The following is a 13,152-nucleotide window of genomic DNA, read 5'->3' on the forward strand; positions in this document are numbered from 1 at the left end:
AAAACGACGATTATTGCGCGCCGCCACCGGCCGGCCTGCTCATCAACCGTTCGACGTACTTGGCGATCACGTCGACCTCCAGATTGACCGGGGTGCCGACCGGGGCCGAGCCCAGGGTGGTCAGGCCCAGCGTGGTGGGGATCAGCGATACCTCGAACCAGTCGGAATCCGCTGTGCCAGCGACAGAAGACACGGAAGAGACCGTCAGCGACACCCCGTCGACGGTGATGGAACCCTTCTCCACCACGTAACGCGAAAGCTCCGGCGGCAGGGCGATCCGCACCACTTCCCAGTGTTCGGAGGGTGTGCGCGCAATCACATGACCGGTGCCGTCGACGTGGCCCTGGACGATGTGTCCACCGAGGCGGCTGTTGACCGCGGCGGCGCGCTCGAGGTTGACGTGACTGCCCACTCCTACCGCGCCCAGACTGGACCGGTCGAGGGTCTCGCCCATCACGTCGGCACTGAACACCCCGTCGGGCAGCACCTCGACAACCGTCAGACAGACGCCGTTGACCGCGATGGAGTCACCGTGCCCGGCGTCGGCGGTGACCACGGGGCCGCGGATGACCAGGCGCGCGGAGTCGGCCAGATCCTGTTTGCCGACGACCTCGCCGACCTCTTCGACGATTCCGGTGAACATCACGTCAGCCTATGCCCGGGCTCGGTGGCACCCCGGAGTGGACGTACAGACCCTCTACGATGCACTCATGCCGACGAGCCCACGCCATGCCGCCCAGGCCCTGATCGCCGTTCTCCTCGCCGCCGCGATGTTCGTCGCCGGGTGTTCGTCGTCATCGGAATCCAGCGAGCCGCTGCCCGAGGCGGCGCCGCTGCTGTCCGACGCGACGCAGACCACCCGGGATCTGCAGAGCGTGCACCTGCAGCTGAGCGTGCAGGGCAGCTTCCCCGAGCTGCCGATCGAATCGCTCGAGGGCGATCTGACCAACAGCCCGGCGGTCGCCGCCACCGGATCGGCCAACATCGTGTTCCTCGGCCAGCGCCTCGAGGGCGTGCAGTTCGTGGTGGTCGACGGCATCCTCTACGGCGCGATCACCGCAGGCAGCTTCCAGGACTTCGGTCCGGCCGTCGACATCTACGACATCGCATCGATCCTGAGCCCGGATAAGGGCCTGGCCAACGTGCTGGCCAACTTCTCCGATCCCAAGGCCGACGGCCGCGAGACCCTCAACGGCGTCGGCACTGTCCGGCTGACCGGCACGGTGACCGCCGAGGCCGTCAACGCGATCGCCCCGCAGCTGCAGGCCACGGGTCCGGTCCCCGCCACCGCGTGGGTCCGCGAGGACGGTTCGCACGATCTGGTGCAGGTCAAACTCGAGCCCACCCCGGGCAACAGCGTCACGATGACGCTGTCGGACTGGGGTAAGCAGGTCACCGTCACCAAGCCCGCCGTCTGATGTCGACCGCCCAGGACACGGGGCGCAGCAGGCGCATCGCGATCAGCGCCGGCGGCCTGGCCGTACTGCTCGGTGCCCTCGACACCTACGTGGTGATCGCGATCATCCGCGACATCATGATGGACATCGGTATCGCGGTGAACCAGCTGCAGCGCGTCACGCCGATCATCACCGGGTATCTGCTCGGCTACATCGCCGCGATGCCCCTGCTCGGCCGCACCTCCGACCGGTTCGGCCGCAAGATGGTGCTGCAACTCAGCCTGGCCGGATTCGCCATCGGGTCCGTCGTCACGGCACTGTCGAACGATCTGACCCCCATGGTCATCGGCCGCTTCATCCAGGGCTGCGCCAGCGGCGCGCTGCTACCGGTGACCCTGGCGCTGGCGGCGGATCTGTGGGCGACCCGCAACCGGGCCTCGGTGCTAGGCGGGATCGGCGCCGCCCAGGAGCTCGGTAGCGTGCTCGGCCCGCTGTACGGCATCGCGGTGGTGGCCGCGCTGAACACCTGGCGCGACGTGTTCTGGATCAACGTGCCGATGGCCCTGATCGCGATGGTGATGATCCACTTCAGCCTGCCGGCCCGGTTGAAATCCGACCAGCCGGAGAAGGTCGACGTGGTCGGTGGCGTACTGCTGGCCATCGCGCTGGGTCTGATCGTCGTCGGCCTCTACAACCCGGCGCCCGACGGGAAGAAGATCCTGCCCGACTACGGGCTGCCGATGCTGCTCGGCGCGATCGTGGTCCTGGTCGCCTTCTTCGTCTGGGAGCGGTTCGCCCGCACCCGGCTGATCGAACCGGCCGGGGTGCACTTCCGGCCGTTCCTGGCGGCGCTGGGTGCCTCGCTGTGCGCGGGTGCGGCACTGATGGTGACGCTGGTCAACGTCGAACTCTTCGGTCAGGGCATACTCGGCAAGGATCAGACCGACGCGGTGCTGCTCCTGCTGCGCTTCCTGATCGCGCTGCCGATCGGCGCGGTCATCGGCGGCTGGATCGCCAGCCGGGTCGGCGACCGCATCGTCACGTTCGTGGGTCTGTTGATCGCGGCGGGCGGCTACTGGCTGATCTCGATGTGGCCGGTGGATCTGCTCTCCGCGCGCCACGACCTCGGTCTGTTCACGCTGCCGGTGCTCGATACCGATCTGGCGATCGCCGGCATCGGGCTGGGCCTGGTCATCGGGCCGCTCACGTCGGCGACCCTGCGGGTGGTGCCCGCAGCACAGCACGGCATCGCCTCGGCCGCGGTCGTCGTCGCCCGGATGATCGGCATGCTGATCGGCCTGGCCGGATTGACGGCGTGGGGTCTGTACCGGCTCAACCAGTACCTGCAGACGCTGCCGTTCCCGCCGGGGGCGAACACCCTGGCCGAACGACTGGCCGCCGAAGCGGACCGCTACCGGACCGCCTACGTGATGCAGTACGGCGACATCTTCATCGCCACCGTGGTGGTGTGCGTCGTGGGCGCCTTCCTGGGGTTGCTGATCGCCGGTAAGGACGAGCATGCCGACGATCCGGCCACCGGGGCGTCCGTCGACGACGATGATCCGCCGACGGAGTTCATCGACGTACACGGCATGTCGGCGCCCACGCAGGCGATACCGCGTCAGGCGCCGCCGCAGGCCGGTCGGCACCACCTGCCGGAGCCCTGAGCTAGCAGCGCTCCAGACCCGAGTCCATCAGCGGGATCTCGGTGACTTCGTCACGATCGTCGTCTCTGCTCGGCAACACCGCGCGCAAGGGGTCGCGCAGGAACGATCGGACGGTTTCCGGGGTCCCCGGGGGCAGGCTCAGCCAGTCGGCAAGTGCGGTCACGCTGTTCTCCCTATGTTCTGCTCTCGCGGTGCGCAGACTTCGGTGAAGGCGCTTCGGGACGAGTCTACGGGTTGGTACACCGGCGTTCCACTTCTCCGCGGGACACGGAGCGTCCGCGTCGACTTTGCCAACGTCGCCGGGACCGTCGCCATTCCCACCGAATGACGCATACTGCGAGGTCGAGCGGATTCGCTGGTCGCCAGATATGACAACGGTCACCTTCTTAAGTTAGCCTCGCCTTAGTTTGGGTCACGTTCCCGATCCCAGGAGGTGCGGTGCGCTGCCAGGTGGCCATCATCGGTGCCGGGCCCGCGGGCCTCGCGCTCGGGCAGATGTTGCACCTACAGGGCATCGACAGCGTGATCGTCGAACGTCGCTCGCGGGAACACGTCACCGCCCGGGTCCGCGCGGGCGTCCTCGAACAGGTGACCGTCGACCTGCTCGGCGCGATCGGCGTCGGCGACCGACTGGCCCGCGAGGCGCTCGTCCACAACGGTTTCTATCTGCGCTTCGACCACCGCACCCACCATCTGGACTTCCACGCCGACTCCGGCCGCCACGCCTACGTCTACGGACAGAGCGAGATCGTCGCCGACCTCATCGACGCCCGGATCGCCTCCGGAGCGCCGCTGGTGTTCGACGCCGACGACGTCACCATCGCCGGGGTCGAATCCGTGCGGCCCCAGGTCACCTACGTCGCCGACGGCAGGCGACACACCCTCGACGCCGATTTCGTCGCCGGCTGCGACGGTCAGCACGGGGTGAGCCGGTCCGTGCTGCCCGCAGGCGCCACCACGGAGTACTCCCGGACGTATCCCGCGGCCTGGCTGGGCATCCTGGCCCACAGCACCCCGGTGGCCGAGGAGGGGATGTACTCGGTGCATCCGGACGGACTCGCGCTACACAGCATGCGCGGACCCCGAATCAGCCGGCAGTACCTTCAGGTGCCGCCCGGCACCGAGGTATGGGACTGGCCCGACGAGCGGATCTGGAAGGAACTGCTGCGCCGCAGCGCGAGCGACGACGCCGGCGATCTGGAAACCGGCCCCATCGTGGACAGGGGCGTCTCGGCGCTGCGCAGCAGCGTCATCATCCCCATGCAGTACGGCTCGCTGTTCCTCGTCGGCGACGCCGCCCACATCGTGCCGCCGACCGGCGCCAAAGGGCTCAACATGGCGGTCTCGGATGCCTGCGTGCTGTCCCACGCGCTCGGCGCGTACTACGCGAGCCGTGAAAAGGGAGGCCCCACAAGAGCCCACCTCGACGCTTACAGTGACACCGCGCTCGCGCGGACCTGGCAGGTCCAGTCGTTCGCCGCCACCCTCACCGAGGTGCTGCACCGGTTCAGCGACGATCCGCTCGAGTGGGAGCTGCGGCGGGCACGGCTGCAGCGGTGGGTCAGCTCTCCCGCCGAACGACAGGCGCTCGGCGAGGTCTACCTCGGCCTCCCCTTCCCGACGCCGTGGGACTACTAGGAGAAGAGATGTTCGACTTGCGTAGCCGGCATCATCGCGCGAATACCGGCACCCGGATTCGGTTGTCCCGCATCTTCCATCCGGAGTCCGGTCGGGCACTGGTGGTGCCGATGGACCACTCGGTCACGATCGGTCCGCTCGGTGGCGGCGACCATGCCGACCGCACGGCAGGCCTGCTGGCCGCCGCCGGCGCCGACGCGGTCGTGGTCCACAAAGGCCGCGCCCGCACCATCGACCCGGGCCGCTTCGCGGACATGGCACTGATCGTGCACCTGTCCGCGGGCACGGATTTGTCCCTGGACCGCACCTCCAAGGTGCTCGTCGGTTCGGTCGAGGAATGTCTGCGCCTCGGCGCCGACGCGGTCAGCGTGCACGTCAACGTCGGATCGCCGACCGAGGCCCGGCAGCTCACGGATCTCGGCGCGGTGGCCTCGGAGTGCGAAACCCTCGGTGTGCCGCTGCTGGCGATGATGTACGCCAGGGGCCCGGAGATGGGATCGCGCACCGAGATCGTGGAGACCCTCTGCCATCTGGCCGCCATCGCCACCGATCTCGGCGCCGACATGGTCAAACTCGACTACGCCGGGTCGGTGGCGGGGATGAACCGCGTCGTCGACACCTGCCCGTTGCCGATTCTGGTCGCCGGGGGACCCACCGTCAGCTCGGACGACGAAGCGATCGCGTTCGGCAGCGAGGTCGCCGAGTCCCGCGTGGCCGGCCTGAGCTTCGGCCGGCTGATCTTCGACGCGGACAACCCGCGCCGCGTCGCCGCCGAGCTCACCGGCCGGTTGCACGCCCCGCAGGCACTGACCACGGCGCCGCTCACCGCGGCACTCGAATCCGCTTAGACAGGACCGACTTTCGCATGACCGACGTGACCGACATCGTCACCGACCACATCACTCCCCTGGCCGCCGCCGAGCGTTCCGCGCCGCAGGCCCGCGCCGGCCATTTTGCGTGGATCGACGTGCGGGGGCTCTCCGACGAGCTGCGTACCGCGGTCGTCGAGGCGGCGATCCACCAGCGCGTCGACGGAATCGTCAGTGACGACACGTCAGTGCTGGCCGAGCTGCCGCCGACCATCCGGCGCATCCTCGCGACCGGCGCCGCCGACGCCGACCCGCGCGACGTCGATCTGATCCTCGGTGATTCGGCGCCCGCCGGTGCGTTTCGATCCGGCGCTGAGCGTCGTGTCGAACGGGGGGTCCACGTGGTCGTCTCCGACGCGGCCACCCTGCACGACGCGTGCTCGGTGGTGCGGCAGGTCGCGTGGACCGTGCTGACGTTCACCGACCCCACCAAGATCCCGCTGGAGATCGTCATCGCCGCGGCGGAGAACTCGGGCGGGCGCACCATCACGGTCGTCGACGACATCCAGGACGCCGAGATCGTCAAGTTGGTTCTCGAACACGGCAGCGACGGCCTGCTGCTGGCGCCGACCGGCCCCGACGATGTCGCCACGCTGGCGCGCCTGGTCGAGGACCGGCCCGGCCACCTCGACCTCGTCGAGCTGACGGTGTCGTCGGTGGAGCACATCGGCATGGGTGAGCGGGCCTGCATCGACACCTGCTCGCTGCTCGAACTCGACGAGGGCTGCCTGATCGGCTCTTTCGCCACCGGAATGTTCCTGTCCTGCAGCGAAACCCACCCGCTGCCGTACATGCCCACGCGGCCGTTCCGGTGGAACGCCGGCGCGGTGCACTCCTACGTGCTGACCCCCGACAACCGCACCCGCTATGTCAGCGAACTGCGCGCCGGCCAGCCGATCCTGGCCGTGCGCACCGACGGCAGTGTGCGCGAGGTGCGCATCGGCCGGGTGAAGATCGAACGGCGGCCGCTGATCTCGATCAACGCCACCACCCCCGGCGGCGCGACCATCAACGTGATCGCCCAGGACGACTGGCACGTGCGGCTGCTCGGACCGGGAATGACCGTCAACAACGTCACCGAGCTGAAGCCCGGCGATACGCTGCTCGGCTACGTGCCGACGGCCTCGCGGCACGTCGGACTGCCGATCTCCGAATTCTGCGACGAGCGCTGATCAGACCGATCCCGGCACCAGCGACAGCATCACGTCCGGCCCGATCGGGCTGATGCCGTCGAACCGCCACCGCTGCGCCTGCGCGATGGTGGGCACCCCGACGTCGTCGACCGCGGTGATCGGCCCCCCGAGCAGAATCGGCGCCACGTAGGCGATGATCCGGTCGATCGCCCCGGCCCGCAGGAAGGCCCCGGCCAGGGTCGGACCGCCTTCGAGCAGCACATCGGTGCGGTCGGACAGCGCCCGCAGCACCTCGAGCGGATCGTGCGTGCGAATCACCATGGTGCGGGATTTCTCGTCGAGGACGCGGGCATCCGGGGAGATCTCGCGGTGGCCCACCACCACCCGCAGCGGTTGACGCTCGTGCAGGCTGCCGTCGGGCCGCCGCGCCGTCAGCGCGGGATCGTCGACCAGAACCGTGCCGGTGCCGACGATGATCGCGTCGACGACCGCACGGCGCCGGTGCACGTCGGCGCGGGCGGCGTCACTGGTGATCCACTGGCTGCTGCCGTCGGTGGCGGCGCTGCGGCCGTCCACGCTCGTCGCGAACTTCCATGTCACGTGCGGCAATCCGGTGCGCTGGCGGTGCAGCCACTCGCGCAGCGGTCCGCCGGACACCTCGTCGGCGAGCACACCGCCGGTGACCTGCACACCCGCCTCGGCGAGGCGCTGCGCGCCGCCGGCAGCCACCGGGTTGGGATCGGCCACTGCGTACACCACGGATCCGATGCCCGCGGCGAGCAGCGCGTCGACGCACGGCGGGGTTCGCCCGTGGTGCGGGCACGGTTCCAGCGTGACGACGGCGGTACCGCCCGCGGCGCGCGTCCCGGCCCGGCGCAGCGCCATCACCTCGGCGTGCGCTCCCCCGACGGGCTGGGTGGCGCCGACGCCGGCGACGGCGCCGTCGGCGTCGAGGATCACCGCGCCGACGGGCGGGTTCGGATAGGTCGACCCCTTGACGCGGTCGGACTGCTCGACGGCCAGCCGCATGGCTGCGGCGATGGCGTCCGCCTCGCTCATAGGGTCAGATGCTGGGACGCCCCCGCGGCGCTGCGGCGCAGCGCCTTCACGGCTTCGGCCGGATCGTCGGCGCTGTAGACGGCCGATCCGGCCACGAAGCAGTCCACCCCGGCCTCGGCGGCCGCGGCGATGGTGTCGGCGTTGATGCCGCCGTCGATCTCGACCAGGACGGTCAGCTCACCGGAGTCGACGAGGCGCCGCACGGCGGTCACCTTCGACAGCACATCCGGGATGAACTTCTGTCCGCCGAAACCGGGCTCGACCGACATCACCAGCAGCGTGTCGACGTCGCGCAGGATCTCCAGGTACGGCTCGATCGGGGTGCCCGGTTTGACCGCGAGGCCGGCCTTGGCACCGGCGGCGCGGATGTCGCGGGCGACCTTGACGGGGTCGTCGGTGGCCTCGGCGTGGAACGTCACGTTGTACGCGCCGGCCTCGGCGTAGGGCGGCGCCCAACGCTGCGGATCCTCGATCATCAGATGGCAGTCCATCGGGATGTCGGTCACTTTGAGCAGCGATTCGACCACCGGCAGCCCGAGGGTCAGATTGGGCACGAAGTGGTTGTCCATCACGTCGACGTGCAACCAGTCCGCGCCCGCCACCGCGGCGGTCTCGTCGGCCAGGCGGGCGAAGTCGGCGGCCAGGATCGAGGGCGCTATCAGGGGTGCCGGCATGCCGATCAGGTTACTTGCAGCGCCGCGGCGAACATCGCGTCGGTGCCGTGCCGGTGCGGCCACAGCTGGACGTAAGGGCTGTCCCCGGTCTGCGCCCCGACGTCCTCGGCGGGCGCGAACAGCGGGCGGGTGTCCAGCGCGGTCACCGGGTGGCGGCGCAGCGCGTCGGCGACCACGCCGACCGTCTCGGCCAGGTGCGGGGAACAGGTGGCGTAGAGCACCACCCCGCCGGGCCGCGTCAGCCGGATTGCCGAGGCCAGCAGCTCGCGCTGCAGTTTGGCCAGAGCGGGCACGTCGCCTGGCTGGCGGCGCCACCGTGCCTCGGGCCTGCGCCGTAGCGCGCCCAGCCCGGTGCACGGCGCGTCGACCAGCACCCGGTCGAAACCCGGCTCCAGACCCGGTTCGCGGCCGTCGACGCGCAACACCTCGACGTCGAGCCCGCGGGTGTTCGCCTCGACGAGTTCGGCACGCCGGGGTGCGGGTTCCACGGCGGTCACCCGGCCCGGCGACAGGGCGGCCAGCATGGCGGTCTTACCGCCGGGCCCGGAGCACAGATCCAGCCAGCGACCGGTGTCGTCGCCGACGAGCGGAGCCAAAGTCAGGGCCCGGGCCACCAGCTGGCTGCCTTCGTCCTGCACCAGCGCCCGCCCGTCGCGGACCGGTTCCAGGCCGCCCGGATCGCCACCGGCCAGGTACACCGCGTAGGGCGAATACCGGCCGACGGTGCCGCCGACCGCCTCGGCCAGTTCCTGGGCCTCGAGGACGCCCGGGCGCGCCGCGAGGTGCACGACCGGGCGGGCGTCGTCACTGGCCAACAGCTCCCGGAGCTCCCCGGCGCGCGGACCGAGGGCGTCGGTGAAGGCCTGGGCCACCCAGCGGGGGTGGGCGTGGGTGAATGCGATGTGCCCGACCGGGTCGGTGTCGGCGGGCGGCGCGAGTTCGGCCACCCACGACGCCTCGTCCCGGCGGCCGATCGTGCGCAGCACGCCGTTGACGAAACCTGCTCGCGTGGTGTCGAACTCGATCCCGGCCTGCTCGACGGTGGTGGACACCGCGGCGTGCGGTTCGACCCGGGTGCGCAGCAGCTGATAGGCCCCGAGCCGGAGCAGCTCCAGCAGCACCGCGTCGATCCGCTCGATGGGCCGGCCCGCCGCGGCGGCGATGATCGCGTCGAGCAGACCGCGACTGCGGCAGGTGCCGTAGGTGAGTTCGGTGGCGAAGGCGGCGTCGCGCCCGGTGATGCCGCGCTCGTGCAGCAGGGCGGGCAGCGCGAGGTTGGCGTAGGCGTCGCGTTCGGACACCGCGCGCAGCACGTCGAACGCGACCTGGCGGGCGGGGTCGAGCGGACTGCGTCGACCGCGCTTCGGGGGCCGGGTCACTGTGCCCTCTGCGTGGTGTCGAGGCGGGCGCCGCGCGCCCAGTCGGCGGCGTTCATCGGCTTCTTTCCCGGGGGCTGGACGGTGCCGAGCAGCACGGGCTCGGACGCGGTGCCGATGCGGACCCCCGATTTCGCGACGTCGAGCTGTCCGGGCTCCAGCGCAGCGGTCGCGCCGGAGGCGTCGATGGTGACGGGGCCGAGCTTGACCCGCAGGTCACCGATGAGTGTCCAGGCGCCGGGAGCCGGTGTGACCGAACGGATTCGGCGCTCAACCACGTGGGCGGGCAGATCCCACCGCACCCGCGCCTCCTCGACGGTGATCTTGGGCGCGACGGTCACCCCGTCGGCCGGCTGCGGGACGGCCTGCAGTGTCGCGTCGGCGATGCCGTCGAGGGTGCGCTCGAGCAACGCCGCGCCTGAAACAGCAAGGCGGTCAAGGAGATCCCCGGAGGTGTCGGAGGGTTGCACGGTCTCGGTCACCACCCCGTACACCGGGCCGGAGTCCAGCGCCGGCTCGATGAGGAACGTGGTGGCACCGGTCACGGTGTCCCCCGCGGCGATCGCGGCCTGCACGGGTGCCGCGCCGCGCCAGGCCGGGAGCAGCGAGAAGTGCAGGTTGATCCAGCCGTGGGCGGGGACGTCGAGCAGCTTCTGCGACAGCAGTGCGCCGTAGGCCACCACGGCGCAGCAGTCGGGACCGAGTTCGGCGAGTTCGGCGACGAATTCGTCGGCGTTCGGTCTGGGCGGGCGCAGCACCGGGATGCCGTGGTCGAGGGCCAGCCGGGCCACCGGCGAGGGGGCGGGCTTACCGCGCCGGCCGGCGGCCGCGTCGGGGCGGGTCAGCACCGCGACCACGTCGTGGCGCGGCGAGTCGATGAGCCGCTGCAGCGAGGGCAGGGCCGGTTCGGGGGTGCCGGCGAAGACGAGGCGCACCGCGACAGTCTAGGGAGCACTCATCGCGGCGTTTGGTAGTACTCGCGTTCGGACACCCCGGCGGGCCCGGCGACGAACATCCACGGGATGCTGGTGACGGTCCGGTTCAACGTCGCGACGGCGTCGTTGTAGTACTGCCGGGCGAAGGCGAGTTTGTCCTCGGTCTCGGTGAGATTGCGCTGCAGATCGAGGAAGTTGTTCGACGAGTTGAGCTGCGGGTAGGCCTGGCCCAGCGCCAGCACCTGGCCGACGGCGGTGTCCAGCTCCCCCTCCGCGGCGGAGCGCTGGGCGACCGATCTGCCGGTGGTCGCGGCGGTGACGGCCGCCCGCGCGGAGGTGACGTGGTCGAGGATCGCCTTCTCGTGGGCGGCGAAGGTCGACACGGTGTGGACGAGGCTGGGGATCAACGACGCCCGCCGGGTCAGCTCCACGTCGATGCCGGCCAGCGCCTCGGCGACCCGGATGTCGGCCGAGCGCAGCCTGTTGTACCCGGTGACGAAGACGAGTAGCGCCGCGACGGCGACGACCAGCACGAGCACCAGCAGAAAACTCACCACGAGCCGCCACCTCCTCCGCCGCCGCCTCCGCCGCCACCGCCGCCGGAGAAGCTGCTGCTGCTACTGCTCCCGCTCGACGAGGACGACGACTGCGAGGCGGTGTACGCGCTGATCGACGACGTCAGCGCAGATTCGAAACTGTCGAACGAGCCGTCGGCGCCGAAGGAACCGCCCGAATCCGACCCGCCCGAATCCGACGACGACGTGTGGTACCAGACCGGTTGGGGCGCAGGCGATCCCATCACGGTCTCATACTTCGCCGCCCACAGCGCGGCGGTGCCCGCGGCCACCGCGTACGGCAGGTAGGCGGTGTAGAGGTCCTTGCGGGCGGCGAAGTCGAACCGGGTCTCGGCCGAATCGGTCGAGATGAGCCGGTGGAACCCACCGACCCGCGACCACAGCTCGCGTCCGGCGGTGGTCCGGCGGGTGCCGACGCCGCCCGCCCAGGACGACACGGAGCACAGGAAGAAGGCGACGAACGGCAGGGCCCAGCCGGTCGCGGGCAGACCCCACCGGAAGAAGCCGCACACCGCGACGATCAGCGCCAGGCCGTTGGCGCTGCGCAGCCACAACTCGGATCGGCGGTGCACCATCAGACCCTCGTCGAACGCCCACTTCTTGGCGGCGGCGGCCATATCGGTGCCGGCGTTCTGGAGCCGGCGACCCGCACTGACATTGCCCTTGGCGTCGAACTCCCAGCCCGGAGCATCGACCTTCAGCGCCGATCCGACGGCGATGCTCACCGGGTCGAGGTCTGCCCACTCGGCTCGTTGCGCCTTGCCTCGCACGGTCCACTTCTTCGCGCCTTCCTGGCGCAGCGTCACCAGACCGCGTTCGGCGAGGTACAGCAGGGTGGCGATGAGGCCGTCCTTGGGCAGCGTCTCGGTGCGGATGTATTCGGCCTGGACCGGGCCGATGCCCGGCGGCGGCGCGTACTGCAGCGGGAACGGCGGGCGCCGCTCCCAGACGGCGCGCGACCACAGCAGCGCCGCGGCGGCGGCCGCCGCGGCCAGTGCGAGCATCGTCACCAGCCCCGACGCGGACCGTCCGACGATGCGGTCCCACTCGAACGGCCACGGCAGTTCGGCGCGCGGGGGTGTCGGGATGTCGACGCCGGCGCGCACGGTGACGGGGGTGCGCGGCGGCAGGTTCAGCGCCTGGAACCGCACATTGCCGTCGGTGACGGTCAGACCGGTGCAGGCCCGGCCGATGCCGCTGCCGACACTGCACTGGGCGCCGGTGACGTCTCCGGGCAGGTCGATGGAGATGTCGGCCCGTTCGATGGTGTTGTTCCACGACGGCGCGATGACGTTCCAGAAGAAGACCGACGCCGCGTTCGGGTCACCGGTGGTCTCGGCGAAGCGCCGGTCGGCGCCGGTGTCGCCGGGGTCGAGCACGCCGGGGATGGTGTAGCGGATCTCGTAGACGTGTTCGCCGTACGGCAGCGTGCTGTCCGGGTCCCCGATCTTGGCGACCCGGAAGCGGTCGGCGTCCTCCCAGAGCAGGTCGTAGGGTACGGGGCCGCCGTCGAGGGAGACCGAGTCGATGTCAGGTACCTGCCGGATGCGGGAGTCATTGGGGTTGAGGACATCCCAATAGCGGAAGATGCCGTGCCTGCCGGAGGGGAACCGGCCCGTGATGGTCTCTTTGGCCTCGAGTTCGCCGTCGTCGCCGACGACGTAGTCGGCCCGGTAGTCGGTGATCACCACGGGATCCTCGACCGGGTCCGCGGTGCCCGACCCGCCACCTGACGCCAGCGGCCACAGCAGCCCGATCGCGACGAGCCCCACTGTGATCGACCAGCCGATCAGTCGTCCCACCGGCACCTACCCTTCGAACATCGGCCC

13 protein-coding genes are annotated in these 13,152 nt (G+C 70.5%); 5 read left to right on the plus strand and 8 right to left on the minus strand.

All coding sequences use genetic code 11. The features are described from left to right. Positions 1–10: 10 nt before the first annotated feature. Complete coding sequence (locus tag A5757_RS08155) at positions 11–643, minus strand: riboflavin synthase (RefSeq protein WP_066831152.1); 633 nt, start codon at positions 641–643, stop codon at positions 11–13. A 67-nt stretch (positions 644–710) separates the two neighbouring features. On the opposite strand from A5757_RS08155, the gene A5757_RS08160 reads away from it, so the two are divergent. Beyond that, complete coding sequence (locus A5757_RS08160; RefSeq protein ID WP_066832268.1) at positions 711–1,418, plus strand: LppX_LprAFG lipoprotein; 708 nt, start codon at positions 711–713, stop codon at positions 1,416–1,418. Beyond that, positions 1,418–3,064: an MFS transporter gene (locus A5757_RS08165; RefSeq protein ID WP_066831156.1), complete on the plus strand. Its 1,647-nt coding sequence runs from the start codon at positions 1,418–1,420 to the stop codon at positions 3,062–3,064. Before A5757_RS08160 ends, A5757_RS08165 begins: the two co-directional genes overlap by 1 nt. Position 3,065: 1 nt before the next feature. Here A5757_RS08165 and A5757_RS23130 read toward each other — a convergent pair whose 3' ends face one another. Further along, complete coding sequence (locus A5757_RS23130) at positions 3,066–3,227, minus strand: hypothetical protein (RefSeq protein ID WP_156618247.1); 162 nt, start codon at positions 3,225–3,227, stop codon at positions 3,066–3,068. A gap of 275 nt (positions 3,228–3,502) precedes the next feature. Here A5757_RS23130 and A5757_RS08170 point away from each other — a divergent pair, with 275 nt between their 5' ends. The 3 genes from A5757_RS08170 to A5757_RS08180 are packed head-to-tail and all read left to right on the plus strand — an operon-like array spanning position 3,503 to position 6,743. Then, positions 3,503–4,702: a 4-hydroxybenzoate 3-monooxygenase gene (locus tag A5757_RS08170; protein ID WP_066831159.1), complete on the plus strand. Its 1,200-nt coding sequence runs from the start codon at positions 3,503–3,505 to the stop codon at positions 4,700–4,702. Between the two features lie 8 nt (positions 4,703–4,710). Beyond that, a complete protein-coding gene (locus A5757_RS08175; protein ID WP_066831162.1) occupies positions 4,711–5,550 on the plus strand; it encodes a 2-amino-3,7-dideoxy-D-threo-hept-6-ulosonate synthase in 840 nt (279 codons plus the stop codon). A 17-nt stretch (positions 5,551–5,567) separates the two neighbouring features. Further along, positions 5,568–6,743 carry a 3-dehydroquinate synthase II family protein gene (locus A5757_RS08180; protein WP_066831165.1) on the plus strand — a complete coding sequence of 392 codons (1,176 nt, stop codon included), beginning with the start codon at positions 5,568–5,570 and terminating at the stop codon, positions 6,741–6,743. On the opposite strand, the gene ribD is transcribed toward A5757_RS08180, so the two are convergent. The 6 genes from ribD to A5757_RS08210 are packed head-to-tail and all read right to left on the minus strand — an operon-like array spanning position 6,744 to position 13,125. Then, positions 6,744–7,763, minus strand: a complete 1,020-nt coding sequence (gene ribD / locus A5757_RS08185; RefSeq protein WP_066831168.1) for a bifunctional diaminohydroxyphosphoribosylaminopyrimidine deaminase/5-amino-6-(5-phosphoribosylamino)uracil reductase RibD — start codon at positions 7,761–7,763, stop codon at positions 6,744–6,746. It abuts the gene before it with no gap. Continuing rightward, complete coding sequence (gene rpe, locus A5757_RS08190) at positions 7,760–8,437, minus strand: ribulose-phosphate 3-epimerase (protein WP_066831171.1); 678 nt, start codon at positions 8,435–8,437, stop codon at positions 7,760–7,762. Before rpe ends, ribD begins: the two co-directional genes overlap by 4 nt. A 5-nt stretch (positions 8,438–8,442) precedes the next feature. Next, a complete protein-coding gene (locus tag A5757_RS08195; protein ID WP_066831174.1) occupies positions 8,443–9,816 on the minus strand; it encodes an RsmB/NOP family class I SAM-dependent RNA methyltransferase in 1,374 nt (457 codons plus the stop codon). Then, positions 9,813–10,748, minus strand: a complete 936-nt coding sequence (gene fmt, locus A5757_RS08200; RefSeq protein WP_066831177.1) for a methionyl-tRNA formyltransferase — start codon at positions 10,746–10,748, stop codon at positions 9,813–9,815. Before fmt ends, A5757_RS08195 begins: the two co-directional genes overlap by 4 nt. Positions 10,749–10,768: 20 nt before the next feature. After that, complete coding sequence (locus A5757_RS08205; protein WP_066831180.1) at positions 10,769–11,305, minus strand: LemA family protein; 537 nt, start codon at positions 11,303–11,305, stop codon at positions 10,769–10,771. After that, positions 11,299–13,125: a DUF2207 domain-containing protein gene (locus tag A5757_RS08210; RefSeq protein ID WP_066832270.1), complete on the minus strand. Its 1,827-nt coding sequence runs from the start codon at positions 13,123–13,125 to the stop codon at positions 11,299–11,301. Before A5757_RS08210 ends, A5757_RS08205 begins: the two co-directional genes overlap by 7 nt. Positions 13,126–13,152: the final 27 nt, after the last annotated feature.

This window comes from Mycobacterium sp. 852013-51886_SCH5428379 (assembly GCF_001665575.1).
In the GTDB taxonomy this organism is placed as follows: Bacteria; Actinomycetota; Actinomycetes; order Mycobacteriales; family Mycobacteriaceae; genus Mycobacterium.